Below are 15212 nucleotides of genomic sequence, written 5' to 3'. Positions count from 1 at the left end.
CCCCGAAGAAGCCCTCGACTGCGCCTGCTACCTCTACCTCGACCACTAACCCGCAGCGCCTCAACACCCCCGAAGAACTTCCAAAACCGACCACTTAGCTGCTGGCTCCGTCGTCACTTCTCCTCCGCTCCGGCCGGGACGCCGGCACCCCCGCTACCGTCGTCGCCGGCTCCCCGGCACTCCCGCGCGGCAGGCTGCCCGCCCCGTCCGGGGGCGCGGATCCGCCAAAAAGTAGACCGCGAATAGACCGCGACTGGCCGCACACCACCGGTTTCAGCCGTACACAACCGGACATCCCGGACTGGATCACCGCTCCAGTCGAGCCTGCGAAAAGACCTGTTTCCCCAGTTCAGAGGTGGTGCCCCCGGAGAGATTCGAACTCTCACTGGACGGGTTTTGAATCCGTTGCCTCTGCCAGTTGGGCTACGGGGGCGCGACGTCGTCACTCTACGGGATCACCGGACCCCGTCGGCGTGCGGGGGCGGTCTCCGGTGGCAGTGTCGTGCTGGCCACTACGTGGTGAACGCCATCTCTTCCTCTGGATCGTTCCCGGTAGGCTTCAGGTTCGCGGAAAGCCGCGAATGGTTCGCGGAAAACCGTGCAACCGAACGCCCCGCCGAGTCTTCAGGAGGACCCCGGTGACCGATCCGGCTACCGAGGCCAACGGTGCCGCCACCGTGCCGCAGCGTCGGGTACTCGTCGCGGAGGACGAGGCGCTCATCCGGCTTGACCTCGTCGAAATGCTGCGTGAAGAGGGCTATGAAGTCGTCGGGGAGGCGGGTGATGGCGAGCAGGCCATCGCGCTGGCCACCGATCTGAAGCCCGATCTCGTGATCCTCGACGTCAAGATGCCCAAACTGGACGGCATCGAAGCCGCTGCCAAGATCACCGGCGACCGGATTGCGCCCGTCGTCATCCTCACCGCCTTCAGCCAGCGGGATCTGGTCGAACGCGCGCGGGATGCCGGCACCATGGCCTACCTCGTCAAGCCCTTCGCGAAGCGTGACCTCGTGCCGGCGATCGAGCTGGCCGTGAGCCGCTTCTCGGAACTTCAGGCTCTCGAAGCCGAGGTTGCCGGGCTCACCGACCGGCTCGAGACGCGGAAGGTCATCGACCGCGCCAAGGGTCTGTTGATGAGCAGGCAGGGGCTCACCGAGCCCGACGCCTTCCGGTGGATCCAGCGCACCGCGATGGACCGCCGGACCACGATGAAGGCCGTCGCCGAAGCTGTTGTGGAGAGCATCGGCAGCTGAACTACCCGAAAAGGGGGTGGCCACCGCGCGGTGACCACCCCCTTTTCGTTCGTTCGGTGACGCTCCGGGTGCCCGAAAGGGCGTACTTGGTACCTTTGCGAGCCTTCTCGGCGTGCCTGCGCGCGGTGATCCACGTCGGGGTCCGTAGACTCTGCACACCTTGAACCAGGCGTCAAGAGGCAGTCTGCAGGCTGTTGTGCACTGAGAGTCACCACCCGCTGGTCTCATTACGACGAGCGGGTGTAAACCATACGTTAATACTCATGACGACCGTCACGATGTGGCTACAAGACCATGTGTGACTCTGTGCAACGGCTCCCGGGGCGGCTACTTTCAGCGGCCAGTCAGGTCCCACGCCGGGACAGCCGCCCGACCGGGCGGCCAGGTGGCATTTGGAGGAACGAGTGCAAAAAGCACGACTTGCGAGGGTCATCGTGCTGGCCAGTGTCGGGGCCATCGCCCTCAGCGCGTGTTCGGCGCGGACGGACAGCGGCTCGGGCAGCAACAGCTCGAGCTCCCAGTCCCAGGCCGCGGCCCCGTCCGCCGCCGCCGACGCGGCCGACCCGGCCGGCGACGGCAAGGCGCAGTGTGCCCCGACTTCCATCGCGTACGCGGGCACCATCAACGGTGGCAACGCCGCGCTGGGCCAGAACATCCTGAACGGCGCGAAGCTCGCCGTGGACCAGCACAACAAGGCCAACCCGGGCTGCCAGGTCAAGCTGGAGCAGTTCGACACCGAGGGCACGCCCGACAAGGCGCCCGGCATCGTGACGCAGGTCGTCAACACGCCGTCGATCATCGGCGTCGTCGGCCTCCCGTTCTCGGGTGAGTCGAAGGCCGCGGGCAACATCTTCAACGGTGCGGGCCTGGTCACGGTGACGCCGTCGGCCACCAACCCGACGCTGAGCCAGAACGGCTGGAAGACCTTCTTCCGCGGTCTGGGCAACGACAACACCCAGGGCCCGGCCGCCGCGAAGTTCATCACCGGTGACCTCGGCGCCAAGAAGGTCTGCGTCATCCAGGACGACTCCGACTACGGCACCGGCCTCGCCGCCTCGACCATCAAGGCGCTGGCCGACAAGGGCACCTGCCAGGACAAGGTCAAGACGAAGCAGACCGACTTCTCGGCCGTGGTCAACAAGATCAAGAGCGAGAACCCGGACGCGGTCTTCTACTCGGGCTACTACCAGGAAGCGGCTCCGTTCGCGCAGCAGCTGAACGACGCCGGCGTCAAGGCCAAGTTCGTCGGCCCGGACGGCGTGAAGGACGACGAGTTCGTCAAGGGCGCAGGCGAGGCGGCCGCGAGCGCGTACTTCACCTGCCCCTGTGTCCCGGCGGACCAGTTCACCAAGTTCACCGACGCCTACAAGGCCGCGGTCGGCAAGGACCCGGGCACCTACTCGCCCGAGGCCTACGACCTGGCGACGATCCTGCTCAAGGGCATCGACTCGGGCAAGAAGGACCGCGCCGGTCTGCTGGACTTCGTGAAGAACTACGACGGCCAGGGCATCACGAAGCACTTCAAGTGGGACGACAAGGGCGAGCTCGCCAGCACGACCGTGTGGACCTACAAGGTCGAGGGCGGGAAGATCGTCCGCAACACCGAGATCAAGTAGCGCAGCGCGCTTCCGTTCTGATCACCGGGGTGCACGTCCGGCGGCTCGATCCCGCCGGGCGCGCACCCCGGTCCCACATGGAGAACTAGTGTGTCGATGACTCATGACCTGAGCTCGCTCGTCCTGGCCCAGGGCAGCAGCTGGATCACCTTCGACGTGAACGCGTTCCTGGACCAGTTCTGGAACAACACGTTCGACGGGCTCGCCTACGGCAGCATCTACGCGCTCGTGGCGCTGGGCTACACCCTCGTCTACGGCGTCTTGAAGCTCATCAACTTCGCCCATTCCGAGGTGTTCATCTACGGCGTCTACGCGACGTGGTTCACCTTCTACGGCCTCGGTTTCCGGCCCGGTAACACGCCCACGCTCGGGGTGGCCGAGCTGATCGGCTTCCTGCTCCTCGCCCTGCTGGCGTCGATGGCGGTCTCCGGTGGCACGGCGGTGGTTCTGGAACGGGTGGCCTACCGGCCGCTGAGAAAGCGCGGAGCGCCGAAACTGGTCTTCCTGATCACCGCGATCGGCGCGTCGTTCGTGCTGCAGCAGCTCATCTTCATCTGGCGCGGCGGCAACCCCGAACTCGGCATCCGCCTGATGCGCAACGAAGAGGTCTTCACCCTCTTCGGCGGCAGCATCACCAACGTCACGATCATCACGGTGGTCGCTTCGATCGTGCTGATGCTCGCGGCCAACTACTTCGTGAACAAGACCAAGTTCGGGCGCGGCATCCGCGCGGTGGCCCAGGACCCCGACACGGCGACGCTGATGGGTGTCAACAAGGAACGCGTCATCACGCTGACCTTCCTCATCGGCGGTCTGCTCGCGGGCGCGGCGGCACTGTTCTACATGATGAAGATCCCGCAGGGCGCGTGGTACCAGGGCGGCTTCCTGCTCGGCATCAAGGCGTTCACCGCGGCGGTGCTGGGCGGAATCGGCAACCTGCGCGGCGCGCTGCTCGGCGGCCTGCTGCTCGGGGTCGCCGAGAACTACGGCCAGTCGCTGTTCGGCGGCGGCTGGCGCGACATCGTCGCGTTCGCCCTGCTGGTGCTGGTCCTGATGATCCGGCCCACCGGCATCCTCGGTGAATCGCTCGGAAAGGCCCGGGTATGACGACGACCACGACTCCGCCCGCGAAGGCGCCCGCGAAGAAGCGGGGCGCCCTCAGCGAGCGGTGGAACAACCTCAGCCGCGTGCAGCAGTGGGGCGTGCTCGTTCCGCTGGTGGTGCTCATCTACTTCCTGCCGGTGCTGAACCCGCCGATCCTGACCACCCAGCCCGGGTACGACTTCCCGATCGCGATGTTCGAGGTGGCCCGCTACGCGCTGGTCGCCATCGGCCTCAACGTCGTGGTCGGCCAGGCCGGCCTCCTGGACCTCGGTTACGTCGGGTTCTTCGCCATCGGCGCGTACGTGATGGCGCTGTTCACCAGTCCCGACTCCTCGCTGTCGCACCTGCCGTTCCTCGTCGTGCTGCCGATCGCCATGGTGGTCACGATGATCTTCGGCGTGATCCTCGGGACGCCGACCCTGCGGTTGCGCGGCGACTACCTGGCGATCGTGACGCTCGGCTTCGGCGAGATCGTCCGGCTGCTCGCCGACAACGTCGACCCGTTGCGCGGCAACAGCGGTTTCAAGGAGGTCGGGCACCCACCGGGCACGAACGCCGACGGGTCGCCGCTGTTCAACAACTCGAACGGCATCCCCTGGTACTGGCTGTGCGTCACGCTCATCATCGCCGTTCTCTTCCTGGTCGGGAACCTGGAGCGCAGCCGCGTCGGCCGCGCCTGGGTCGCCATCCGGGACGACGAGGACGCGGCGGAGATCATGGGTGTGCCGACGTTCAAGTTCAAGATCTGGGCGTTCATCAGCGGAGCGGCGATCGGTGGCCTTTCGGGCGCGCTCTACGCCGGCCAGCTCGGCTTCGTGAACAACCAGAAGTTCGACGTCGTCACGTCGATGCTGTTCCTGGCCGCGGTGATCCTCGGCGGTTCGGGCAACAAGGTCGGGGTCATCCTCGGCGCCTGCGTGGTGGCCTACGTCCCGCTGCGGTTCCAGGCGATCGCCGAGTACAAGTACCTGATCTTCGGCGTGGCGCTGATCGTGCTGATGATCTTCCGCCCGCAGGGCCTGCTCGGCGCGCGCCAGCGGCTGCTCGCCTACGGCAGGCAGGCGTACCAGCGACTGCTCGGCCGCGGTGAGCAGATCAGCAGCGACGGCGCGCTGCAGACCGAACCGACCCCGGGGAGCAAGCCATGACCGACCCCCAGAACGGCGGGCCGGAGGTCGCCGCCGAGGGCGGCCTCGTCGCCGAACTGCAGCACATGACGGCCGAGGAGCGGGCCGAGCACGCGGCCGAGGTCGCCGACGTCGTCGCGCCGGACCGCGACATCGACGTCGAGGTGGGGCAGACGCTGCTCGAGGTCGACGACGTCACGATGCGCTTCGGCGGCCTCGTCGCGCTCGACCAGATCTCCTTCGGCATCCGCCGCGGCGAGATCCTCGGCCTCATCGGGCCGAACGGCGCGGGCAAGACGACGTGCTTCAACGCCATGACCGGCGTCTACCGGCCGACCTCGGGCGAGGTCCGGCTGGAGGGCAACGCGCTGGGCAAGACGTCGCGGCACGGCATCACCCAGCTCGGGATCGCCCGGACGTTCCAGAACATCCGGCTCTTCAGCGAGATGACGGCGCTCGAGAACGTCGTCGTCGGCACCGACGCGCGGCACAAGACCAGCCTGCTCGGGGCGTTGGTGCGCTCACCGCGGCACCACCGCGAGGAGAAGGCCGCCGTGGAGAAGGCGATGGCCCTGCTGGAGTTCGTCGGCATCGCCGACCGGGCGGCCGACCGGGCGAAGAACCTGCCCTACGGCTACCAGCGACGCCTGGAGATCGCGCGGGCGCTGGCGACCGAGCCGAAGCTGCTCTGCCTGGACGAGCCCGCGGCGGGCTTCAACCCGGCGGAGAAGGAAGACCTCATGGGTCTGATCCGGACGATCCGGGACGATGGCTACACGGTGCTGCTCATCGAACACGACATGAAGCTCGTCATGGGCGTGACCGACCGGATCGTGGTGCTGGAGTTCGGCAAGAAGATCGCCGAAGGACTGCCGGCCGACATCCGCGAGAACCCCGCGGTGATCGCGGCCTACCTGGGGGTGCCTGACGATGACGTTGCTTGAGTTGTCGGACGTGTCCGTCCACTACGGACGGATCCAGGCGGTCTCCGGGCTGTCCATCACGGTGAACGAGGGTGAGATCGTCACGCTCATCGGCGCGAACGGCGCCGGCAAGTCGACGACGATGCGCGCCATCTCCGGGATCCGGGCGATCTCCTCCGGGAAGATCACCTTCGCCGGCGAGGACATCTCCAAGCTGCGCGGCGACCTCCGCGTGGTCCGCGGGATCTCCCAGGCGCCGGAAGGCCGGGGCATCTTCCCCGGCATGACGGTGATGGAGAACCTCGACATGGGTGCCTACGCCCGCAAGGACCGCAAGGACCTCAGCGGGGACCTGGACCGGGTGTTCGAGCTGTTCCCGCGGCTGGCGGAGCGCAAGACGCAGATGGGCGGCACGATGTCCGGCGGCGAGCAGCAGATGCTCGCCATCGGGCGCGCCCTGATGGCGAAGCCGAAGCTGCTGCTGCTGGACGAGCCGTCGATGGGGCTCGCGCCGCAGTTCATCCAGCAGATCTTCCGGATCATCACGGAGATCAACAAGCAGGGCACCACGGTGCTGCTGGTGGAGCAGAACGCGCAGCAGGCGCTGTCCCGCGCCCACCGGGCGTACGTGCTCGAAACGGGCCGCATCACCAAGTCCGGCACCGGCAAGGAGCTGCTGGCGGACAACAGCATCAAGGAGGCCTACCTGGGCGTCGGCTGACGTCCTGGTGCCTGGACTCCGGCCCCGTGCGCTTCGGCGCGCGGGGCCGGTTTTCGTTTTCCACGACAACCGGTGGTTGTCGCCGGGGCCGGAAAGGCTGTTGGACCCGGCCCGCGCCGCGGCGGTTTGCTGGGGAGGAACCGGAAAAACGAAGGAGAGCGGGATGGCTGAGCTGGTCGAAGGTGTCGCGGCGGGGGTGCCGTTCGTGGCGGTGCCGCCGGTGGATCCGGCCGCGCCGGCCGCGCTGGTGGCGGGCTGGCACCTGATGGACGCGCCGGCCGGTGAGCGGGCGATGGCCGAGGCCGTCCCGATGGCGGGCCTCCAGGCGTGGCGCGTGTACTTCGGGCTTCCGCTCTCCGGGGCGCGGCTGCCCGAAGGCGGCTCCGACGAGGTCTTCCGGCGGGCGAGCGAGGACGCCGTGCTGAACGTGTTCGAACCGGTGACCGAGCAGGCGGCGGGCGAGTTCCCCGCGGCGCTGGCCGAACTGCGCGACCGGCTGCCGGGCGCGACCGGGCCGCTCGGGGTGTTCGGCGGCTCGGCGGGGGCGATCGTGGCGCTGGAGGTGCTGGCGCGCGGGGACGCCGAGATCGCGGCCGCCGCGGTGGCCAGCCCGGTCGTCCAGCTCGCGCCGATGATCGCCGCCAACGAGCGGCGCTTCGGGCTGACCTACGCGTGGAGCGAGCGTTCCCGCGCGGTCGCGGCGCGCTACGACTACGTGAACCGGGCCGCCGAGCTGACCGCGCCGCTGCTGCTGGTCGTCGGGGCGGACGACGACGTCGCGGTGCGGCAGCCGGCGGTGGCGCTGCACGAAAAGCTGGGGAGCGAGCTGGTGACGGTCGACGGGATGGCGCACGAGTTCCCGCCGGGGACGCCGGGAGCGGCCGGCGTCGACGCGGCGTTCACCGGGTGGTTCGCGCGGCGGCTGCGAGACTGAGGTCGTCGTCCGGCAGCCAGGCGTGCTCCGGGTCGTAGGCGCACCAGTCCTCTTCGCGGCTGGTGCGCCCGGCCGCGGCCAGCAACCGCCGCAGGGCCGGGCTCGCCTTGCCGCGCCGCCAGACCAGCGACCACGGGAACAACGGCGACGGCTCGAACGGCAGCACCCGCAGGTCGAGGTCCGGGGCGAGCTCCATGTCGGCGCCGGCCAGGGTGATGCGCCGCTTGCCGTACCGCGTCTGCTCGAGGGTGTGCCGCAGGTCGTAGCTGACGCCGGAGTCGTCGATCGGCACACCGAACTTCTCGCACAGCTCCCGTAGGTAGGACAGCCATTCGGCCGGTCCGCCGAGCCCGGGCAGCCAGATCCCGTCGGCGTGCAGCTCGTCGAGCCGCAGCACGTCCTGCACGGCCAGGGGATGCTCCGGCGCCAGCAGGGCGACCAGCGGCTCGAGCCGGACCGGCCGGTGCTCCAGCTCGTCCGGCAGGGGCCGCCCGCAGCCGGTCACCCGGCCGAAGGCGGCGTCGAGCTCACCGGACAACAGCGGCTCGATCGCGTTCGCGAAACCGCGCCCGGCGACCCGGTCGATGCGCAGTCCCGGCTCGCGCTCGGCGAGCCGGCGGAGCAGGAACATGGGGGAGAGCCGGTGGTCGACGAGGTCGAGGCGCAGCGGCCGGTCGTCGGCGCCCATGGCGGCCACCGCGGCGTCGGCCACCCGCACCAGCTCGCGCGCGTGCGGGAGGAAGCGTTCGCCGTCGGCGGTCAGCTCGACCGACCGGGGCGTGCGCCGGAACAACGGCGTCCCGAGGGCGCCTTCGAGCTTCCGGATCCGCTTCGACAGCGCCTGCTGGGTGAGGAACAGCGCCTGGGCGGCCCGCCCGAAGTGCCGCTGCTCGGCCGTCACCACGAACGCCCGCACCTGGGCGACGTCGAGGTCCACCGGCTCAGGCGCCCGGCGGCCGGTCCCGGACCACGCAGGTGAGCCGGGCGGTGCAGGTGCGGCGGCCCTCGTCGTCGGTCAGCACGATCTCCGCGGTGATCGTGCCGCGGCCGACGTGCAGCGGGGTCGCCACGCCGGTGACGGTGCCCGCGCGGACGGCCCGGTGGTGGGTGCAGGACAGCTCCAGTCCCATCGCCGCGCGGCCGGGGCCGGCGTTCAGGGCGGCGACCGTGGAACCCAGCGCCTCGGCGAGCACGGCGTTGGCGCCGCCGTGCAGCAGGCCGTACGGCTGCAGGTTGCCTTCGACCGGGATCGTGCCGACCACGCGCTCCGCCGTCGCCTCCAGCAGTTTCAGCCCGACCTTGTCGTTCAGCTGCTGGTCCGCGGCGGCCGGGTCGATCCCGGCCAGCCGGTCCACGTCGATGGGGGCGGCACTCTCGGTCACGCAAAGCTCCTCTTCCGATGCGACACGTAAGAGTGTCGGACCCTCAGCCTAGACTCGGCTTCGTGAGCCCGAGTGAGAAGACGATCGTTGCCAACGCCACAGGAAGCACCAGTGTCGCCGAGCGGCCGAAGCTGCTGCTGATCGACGGCCATTCGATGGCCTACCGCGCGTTCTTCGCCTTGCCCGCGGAGAACTTCAAGACGAAGACCGGCCAGGTCACGAACGCGGTCTTCGGCTTCACCTCGATGCTCATCAACCTGCTGCGCGACGAAGCGCCGACCCACCTGGCGGTGGCGTTCGACCTCTCGCGCAAGACGTTCCGGTCGGAGACCTTCGCCGAGTACAAGGCGAACCGCAGTTCGACGCCGGACGAGTTCCGCGGCCAGGTGGACCTGGTCAAGGAAGTCCTCGACGTGCTCGGCATTCCTTCGCTGGTGAAGGAGAACTTCGAGGCCGACGACATCATCGCCACGCTCACCACGCAGGCGACGGCGGAGGGCTTCGACGTCCTCATCTGTACCGGCGACCGCGATGCGCTGCAGCTGGTCACCGACCAGGTCACCGTGCTGTACCCGAAGCGTGGCGTTTCGGAGATGACGCGGTTCACCCCGGACGCCGTCGAGGAGAAGTACGGGCTCACCCCGCGGCAGTACCCGGACTTCGCCGCGTTGCGCGGCGACCCGTCGGACAACCTGCCGAGCATCCCGGGCGTCGGCGAGAAGACCGCGGCCAAGTGGATCAGGCAGTTCGGCTCGCTCGACGACCTGATCGACCGCGTGGACGAGGTGAAGGGCAAGGTCGGCGAGGCGCTGCGGGCGAATCTCAGCGCCGTCACCCTCAACCGCCAGCTCACCGAGCTGATCCGCGACGTCGAGCTGGAGCTGGCCCCGGCGGCGCTGGAACTGCGCCCGTGGGATCGCGAGGCGGTGCACGCGCTGTTCGACGAGCTGGAGTTCCGCGTGCTGCGGGACAGGCTGTTCGCGACGCTGCAGAGCGCCGAGCCGGAGGCCGACGAAGGCTTCGAGGTTTCGGGTGCCGCCCTCGAGCCCGGTGCGCTGGGCGCGTGGCTGGCCGAGCACGCGGGTGCGGGGGAGCCGGTGGCGCTGGCGTTCCGCGCCGTGGGCACGTCGGTCCGCTCCGACCTGCGCGCGATCGCCTTCGCGACGGCCGACGGCGAAGGCGCGTACGTCGATGTCACGGCCATGGACCAGGCCGACGACGCGGCGCTCGCCGCCTGGCTCGCCGACCCGGAGATCCGGAAGACCGGCCACGACCTGAAGGTCCCGCTGCACGCGATCCGCGGCCGCGGCTGGGTCCTCGCCGGGCTCGCCATGGACACCGCGCTGGCCGCGTACCTGGTGCGGCCCGGGCAGCGCACGTTCGAGCTGGACGACCTCGCGCTGCGCTACCTGCACCGCGAGCTGCGCTCGGAGACCGACGGCGGCGACGGGCAGCTCTCGCTGCTCGACGGCGGAGCAGAAGGCTTGGAACAGAAGGAGATCCAGGACGAGCTGGTCCGGGCCCGCGCGATCTTCGAGCTGGCCGGCGCGCTCGACAAGGAGCTGGAGCAGATCGGCGGCGCGAAGCTGCTCGCCGAGCTGGAGCTGCCGCTGCTGGAAGTGATCACGGAGCTGGAGATCGCCGGGGTCGCCGTCGATCTCGAGCAGCTGACTTCGCTGGAAGCGCACTACCTTTCGCGCGTCACGCAGGCCGCCGAAGAGGCGTACGCGGTGATCGGCAAGCAGATCAACCTCGGCTCGCCGAAGCAGCTTCAGGTCGTGCTGTTCGACGAGCTCGGCATGCCGAAGACCAAGCGCACCAAGACCGGCTACACCACCGACGCCGAGGCGCTGCAGGGCCTGTTCGAGAAGACCGAGCACCCGTTCCTGCAGCACATGCTGGAGCACCGCGACGCGACGAAGCTGCGCACCACGGTCGAGGGGCTGATCAAGTCCGTCGCCGACGACGGGCGCATCCACACCACGCTGCTGCAGACGATCGCGGCCACCGGCCGGCTGTCCTCGACCGAACCGAACCTGCAGAACATCCCGGTCCGGACCGAAGAAGGCCGCCGCATCCGCGACGCGTTCATCGTCGGCGAGGGCTACACGCACCTCATGACCGCCGACTACAGCCAGATCGAAATGCGGATCATGGCGCACCTGTCGAAGGACGAGGGCCTCATCGAGGCGTTCAACAGCGGCGAGGACCTGCACACGTTCGTCGCGTCGCGGGCGTTCTCGATGCCGCCGGAGGAGATCACGCCGGAGCTGCGCTACCGCGTCAAGGCGATGTCGTACGGCCTCGCGTACGGGCTGTCGGCGTACGGGCTTTCGCAGCAGCTGCGGATCTCCACCGAAGACGCCAAGTCCCAGATGGAGGCGTACTTCGCCCGCTTCGGCGGCGTTCGCGACTACCTCCACTCGGTGGTCGGTGAAGCGGCCAAGTGCGGCTACACGGAGACGATCTTCGGGCGCCGCCGCTACCTGCCGGACCTCAACAGCGACAACCGCCAGCGTCGCGAGATGGCCGAGCGCATGGCCCTGAACGCCCCGATCCAGGGCAGCGCGGCCGACATCATCAAGGTCGCGATGCTCAACGTCCACCGCGCGCTGGTCGCGGCGAAGCTCAGGAGCCGGATCCTGCTGCAGGTCCACGACGAACTGGTGCTCGAGGTCGCGGACGGGGAGCAGGAGCAGCTGGAGAAGCTGGTCCGCGACGGCATGGGCTCGGCGTACGACCTGGCGGTGCCGCTCGAGGTTTCGGTCGGCTACGGCCGGTCGTGGAACGAAGCCGCGCACTGACTGGGCCGAACCCCTCCAGCAGGCCACTCAGCGTCACGACCCGGATCACCGGGTCGTGGCGCGGGAGCACTCGGGCGGACGGCGCCGCGTCGCGGCCGGCGGGCTCAAGCTGGGTGGCCCGAGCCGGAAGGACCACGACATGGCCAGCGAGTTCCAGCGGCGCAAGATCTCCGGTGTCTTCGGCGCCATGGACGCCGACCGCGACGGCTACCTCACCGAGGCCGACTTCCGGGCCCTGACGGCGAGGTGGCTCGAGCTGCGCGGCACGGACGCCGGCACGCCCGAGGGGCAGCAGCTCGCCGCCGTCATGATGGGCTGGTGGGGCACCCTGGACGACGCCTCCGGCCGCGGCGGCAAAGTCACCCTCGACCAGGTGCTCCGGGTCGTCGACGAACTCCCGGCGATGCCCGCCGCCGTCACCGGCACGGCCGCGGCGATGTTCGAAGCCGTCGACGAAAACGGCGACGGTGTCATCTCCGCTGCCGAGTACCACCGCCTCATCGTGGCCTGGAACGGCGCCGACACCCCGACCGACGAGGTCTTCGCCCTCCTCGACGCCGACGGCGACGGCCGGCTGTCCCGCAACGAGTTCGCCCGGCACTGGTTCGAGTTCTGGGCCGGCGACGACCCGGCCGCTCCCGGCAGTCTGGTGTTCGGCCGCTTCTGAACGCGCGTTGGGCCGAACGGAGGACTCCGTTCGGGTGAGCTATTACCGCTGGGTAGGGAGGTCGGCGGCAGCGCGTGGCGATCACGGCGTAGGGTCCGCCGAATGGGGTTCGAGCGTGAGCGACGACGCTGGCGGGTCCGGTTGCACGACGAACTCGGCCGGGTGTGCGGTGCGGGCACGGTGCTGGACGAGTACCACGTGCTCACGAGCGCGCACGTCGTGGAGACCGCCGGTGGCCCGCGATCCGCGCTGAGCGTCGACTTCGTCGGCCTCGCCGAGGCGCAGCCCGGCGCCGCGTCCGTCGTCGAAGGCTGCTGGGTGCCCTCCGACGGCGGCGGCCACGGCGATCTCGCCCTGCTGCGCCTGGAACGCCCCGAGTCCCGCGTGTTCCGCGCCCCGCTGCACCGCATGCCCCTCGGCGAGCACCAGCTCGTCCGCGTGTTCGGGTTCCCGCCGGGCTCGGTCGGCCGCTGGACCCACGCCCGCCTCGGCGGCCCGGAACAGACCGGCGGCGAGTGGGTCCGCCTCTTCCGCACCGCCGAAGCCGAACCGCTCGGCCCCGGCTTCGGTGGCACGGCGGTGCTCGACGAGGCGACCGGCCACGTCGTCGGCATGGTCGTCGGCAAGGACTCCGGCACCTGGATGGTGCCCGTCGAAACCATGCTCGGGCACCTGCCGCAGCTGAGCGTCTGGACCTCCGGCAGCCCGGCCGTCGACGCCAGCTTCTCGCGTCCGGTCGGCGAGGCCGTCGACGTCTCCTTCGTGCAGCGCGTCGCCGACTGGTTCGCCAGGGCCGAGCCGGGCACCGTCTGGGTCGTCGACACCGGCGAGGCCGGCTCGCCGGTCGCCGCGGCGCTGCGGTTCGGCATCGTGCTCGCCGACCGGGAACGGTCCCTCGGCGTCCCCGGCTTGCCGCCCGCGCTCGGCGAGATGCCGCCGGCGGGCAGCGTCGACCTCGCCGTCGACGCCACCGGCCGCACCGCGGACGCCGTCCGCCACCGCATCGCCGACCGGCTCACCACCGGCGTCGCCGGCCGCACCCTCGTCGTCGACGCGATCGACGACTCCGCCGAACCCGAGCGGCTCGTCGGCGAGGTGCTCGCCCCGCTCGCCGGCCGCGCGGCCGAGCTCGGTCTCCGCCTGCTGCTCGGCTTCCGGGAGGAGTCCTCGCCCGGGGTCGCGGCGGTGCGGGCGAGCACGGGCCAGGCCCGCCCGGCCCCGGAAGACCTCGCCGGCCGGCTGGAGGTGCTCACCCAGGCGGTGGCGGAACTCGCCGAGATCGAGGCGTACCAGCTCCGGGTGGCGACGCGCTTCACCGGCGTCGCGATGCTGCCGGCGCGGGCACAGCGGCTGCGCGGCGCACTCAAGCAGCTCCGGTCGGCCGAAGTCGACGGCGATGCGGAGTGGGTCGAGCGCCACATCGACGGCCACGAGCACGCGGTCGCCCCCGCGGTGGAGGACGGCCGCCGTCAGCGCGCGGTCCTCGACGGGCTGGTCGCCCGCCGGGAAGAGCTGCGCGCCCGGCTGGCCGGTGACCACGAACTCGCCCGCGAACACGGCCTGGTCGACGACCCCGAGATCCAGCAGGCGTACGTCCCGGCGAAGCGGCTCCTGATCGACGGTCCCTGCGAGCTGACGGCCGCGGCCACGGCGGTCGACAGCTACGCGGCCGCGGTCCGGGCCCGCATCGAGGACCGCGGCTGACGATCAGACCGTGAGGACGATCTTCCCCCGCAGGTGACCGCGCTCGATCAGCCGGTGGGCGTCGGCGATGCGGTCGAACGGGAACGTCTCCTGGACGTGCACCCGGAGCCGGCCCTGTTCGACGAGCTCCACGAGCTGCCGCAGGGCGACCGGATCCGGGTCGACCGCGATGCCGCTGAAGCGACGGCCGGCCGCCTCGAACTCGGCGATCAGCTCCGTGTCCTCCTCGGCGACCGCCGTCACGAGGTGGCCTCCCGGGCGCAGCACTTCGAGCGAGCGCGAAGCGGTGTCGCCGCCGATGGTGTCGAGCACGACGTCGATGTCGCCGGCCACCTCGGTGAAGTCCGCCGTCCGGTAGTCGATCACCTCGTCGGCGCCCAGTCCTTCGGCGAACTCCCGCTTGCTGCCGCTGACGGTGGTGAGCACGTGCGCGCCGAGGGCTTTCGCGATCTGGATCGCGATGTGGCCGACGCCGCCACCACCCCCGTGGATCAGGACGCGGTCGCCCGCGGTCACGCCGCCGAGGTGGACGAGCCCCTGCCACGCCGTCAGCCCGGCGACCGGCAGCGCCGCCGCCTCGACGTGGGAGAGCGACGCCGGCTTGGGCGCCAGGTGCAACGCCGGCGCGGCCACGAACTCGGCGTACCCGTTGGCCGCGCGCGGGAACAGCGGCATCCCGAACACCTCGTCGCCGGGCCGGAACCGCCACGTCTGCGAGGCCGCCTCGACCACGCCGCTGATGTCCCAGCCGAGGACGAACGGCGGCGGGCCGAGCAGCGGGAATTCGCCGGCGCGCAGGCGCGGTTCCAGGGGGTTCAGCCCGATGGCCCGGACCCGGACGAGCACCTCGGTCGGCATGGGGCGGGGCGCGGGCGCGTCCACGATGGTGAGGACCTCCGGGCCCCCGAACGTGTGCTGGGTGATGGTTCGCATGGTTCCACGATGATCGCCGGGGCCGCGGCGTACCACCGGTGTCC

Annotated in this window: 13 protein-coding genes and 1 tRNA gene; 10 read left to right on the top strand and 4 right to left on the bottom strand. The window is 70.2% G+C overall.

What is annotated here, in order from left to right; translation table 11 throughout:
- Nucleotides 1-356 precede the first annotated feature (356 nt).
- Nucleotides 357-433 (bottom strand) — tRNA-Leu (locus AB0F15_RS37190).
- Nucleotides 434-638: 205 nt separating this feature from the next.
- Here AB0F15_RS37190 and AB0F15_RS37185 point away from each other — a divergent pair.
- From AB0F15_RS37185 to AB0F15_RS37155, 7 genes are all read left to right on the top strand, one after another.
- Complete coding sequence (locus AB0F15_RS37185; RefSeq protein ID WP_360281122.1) at nucleotides 639-1253, top strand: response regulator; 615 nt, start codon at nucleotides 639-641, stop codon at nucleotides 1251-1253.
- A 434-nt stretch (nucleotides 1254-1687) separates the two neighbouring features.
- Nucleotides 1688-2869, top strand: coding sequence for a branched-chain amino acid ABC transporter substrate-binding protein (locus AB0F15_RS37180; protein WP_360281120.1), 1182 nt, complete (start codon nucleotides 1688-1690; stop codon nucleotides 2867-2869).
- Nucleotides 2870-2965: 96 nt separating this feature from the next.
- Nucleotides 2966-3976 carry a branched-chain amino acid ABC transporter permease gene (locus AB0F15_RS37175; RefSeq protein ID WP_360281118.1) on the top strand — a complete coding sequence of 337 codons (1011 nt, stop codon included), beginning with the start codon at nucleotides 2966-2968 and terminating at the stop codon, nucleotides 3974-3976.
- On the top strand, nucleotides 3973-5121 hold the full coding sequence (locus AB0F15_RS37170) for a branched-chain amino acid ABC transporter permease (protein ID WP_360281116.1): 1149 nt from the start codon (nucleotides 3973-3975) through the stop codon (nucleotides 5119-5121). Before AB0F15_RS37175 ends, AB0F15_RS37170 begins: the two co-directional genes overlap by 4 nt.
- Entirely contained in the window at nucleotides 5118-6044 is a 927-nt protein-coding gene (locus AB0F15_RS37165; RefSeq protein WP_360281114.1) for an ABC transporter ATP-binding protein, read from the top strand. Before AB0F15_RS37170 ends, AB0F15_RS37165 begins: the two co-directional genes overlap by 4 nt.
- Nucleotides 6031-6744 carry an ABC transporter ATP-binding protein gene (locus AB0F15_RS37160; RefSeq protein WP_360281112.1) on the top strand — a complete coding sequence of 238 codons (714 nt, stop codon included), beginning with the start codon at nucleotides 6031-6033 and terminating at the stop codon, nucleotides 6742-6744. The genes AB0F15_RS37165 and AB0F15_RS37160 overlap by 14 nt, the downstream gene beginning before the upstream one ends.
- A gap of 163 nt (nucleotides 6745-6907) precedes the next feature.
- Nucleotides 6908-7678, top strand: a complete 771-nt coding sequence (locus AB0F15_RS37155; RefSeq protein WP_360281110.1) for a prolyl oligopeptidase family serine peptidase — start codon at nucleotides 6908-6910, stop codon at nucleotides 7676-7678.
- Here AB0F15_RS37155 and AB0F15_RS37150 read toward each other — a convergent pair.
- Both AB0F15_RS37150 and AB0F15_RS37145 read right to left on the bottom strand, forming a co-directional pair.
- Complete coding sequence (locus AB0F15_RS37150) at nucleotides 7644-8615, bottom strand: LysR family transcriptional regulator (protein ID WP_360281108.1); 972 nt, start codon at nucleotides 8613-8615, stop codon at nucleotides 7644-7646. The two genes, AB0F15_RS37155 and AB0F15_RS37150, sit on opposite strands and share 35 nt — an antisense overlap.
- Before the next feature lie 4 nt (nucleotides 8616-8619).
- Nucleotides 8620-9060, bottom strand: a complete 441-nt coding sequence (locus tag AB0F15_RS37145; protein WP_360281106.1) for a hotdog fold thioesterase — start codon at nucleotides 9058-9060, stop codon at nucleotides 8620-8622.
- A gap of 62 nt (nucleotides 9061-9122) precedes the next feature.
- On the opposite strand from AB0F15_RS37145, the gene polA reads away from it, so the two are divergent.
- The 3 genes from polA to AB0F15_RS37130 all read left to right on the top strand — a co-directional run bounded on the left by polA (nucleotide 9123) and on the right by AB0F15_RS37130 (nucleotide 14235).
- Complete coding sequence (polA, locus tag AB0F15_RS37140; RefSeq protein WP_360281104.1) at nucleotides 9123-11864, top strand: DNA polymerase I; 2742 nt, start codon at nucleotides 9123-9125, stop codon at nucleotides 11862-11864.
- A gap of 139 nt (nucleotides 11865-12003) precedes the next feature.
- Entirely contained in the window at nucleotides 12004-12531 is a 528-nt protein-coding gene (locus AB0F15_RS37135; protein ID WP_360281126.1) for an EF-hand domain-containing protein, read from the top strand.
- A 102-nt stretch (nucleotides 12532-12633) separates the two neighbouring features.
- Nucleotides 12634-14235, top strand: coding sequence for a serine protease (locus AB0F15_RS37130; RefSeq protein WP_360281102.1), 1602 nt, complete (start codon nucleotides 12634-12636; stop codon nucleotides 14233-14235).
- 3 nt (nucleotides 14236-14238) lie between these two features.
- Here AB0F15_RS37130 and AB0F15_RS37125 read toward each other — a convergent pair whose 3' ends face one another.
- Nucleotides 14239-15168 (bottom strand): NADP-dependent oxidoreductase, encoded by a 930-nt coding sequence (locus AB0F15_RS37125; RefSeq protein WP_360281100.1) that lies wholly within the window; start codon nucleotides 15166-15168, stop codon nucleotides 14239-14241.
- Nucleotides 15169-15212 lie beyond the last annotated feature (44 nt).

Source organism: Amycolatopsis sp. NPDC026612, assembly GCF_040638285.1.
GTDB lineage: Bacteria > Actinomycetota > Actinomycetes > Mycobacteriales > Pseudonocardiaceae > Amycolatopsis.
Note: the sequence above shows the minus strand (reverse complement) of the source record. Positions and strands in the feature narration are given on the sequence as shown.

Excerpts from the sequence above, each read along its gene's own strand:
- AB0F15_RS37175 (WP_360281118.1), top strand. The coding sequence starts at position 2,966 with ATGACTCATGACCTGAGCTCGCTCGTCCTGGCCCAGGGCAGCAGCTGG.
- AB0F15_RS37170 (WP_360281116.1), top strand. The coding sequence starts at position 3,973 with ATGACGACGACCACGACTCCGCCCGCGAAGGCGCCCGCGAAGAAGCGG.
- AB0F15_RS37165 (WP_360281114.1), top strand. The coding sequence starts at position 5,118 with ATGACCGACCCCCAGAACGGCGGGCCGGAGGTCGCCGCCGAGGGCGGC.
- AB0F15_RS37160 (WP_360281112.1), top strand. The coding sequence starts at position 6,031 with ATGACGTTGCTTGAGTTGTCGGACGTGTCCGTCCACTACGGACGGATC.
- AB0F15_RS37155 (WP_360281110.1), top strand. The coding sequence starts at position 6,908 with ATGGCTGAGCTGGTCGAAGGTGTCGCGGCGGGGGTGCCGTTCGTGGCG.
- AB0F15_RS37135 (WP_360281126.1), top strand. The coding sequence starts at position 12,004 with ATGGCCAGCGAGTTCCAGCGGCGCAAGATCTCCGGTGTCTTCGGCGCC.
- AB0F15_RS37130 (WP_360281102.1), top strand. The coding sequence starts at position 12,634 with ATGGGGTTCGAGCGTGAGCGACGACGCTGGCGGGTCCGGTTGCACGAC.
- AB0F15_RS37125 (WP_360281100.1), bottom strand. The coding sequence starts at position 15,168 with ATGCGAACCATCACCCAGCACACGTTCGGGGGCCCGGAGGTCCTCACC.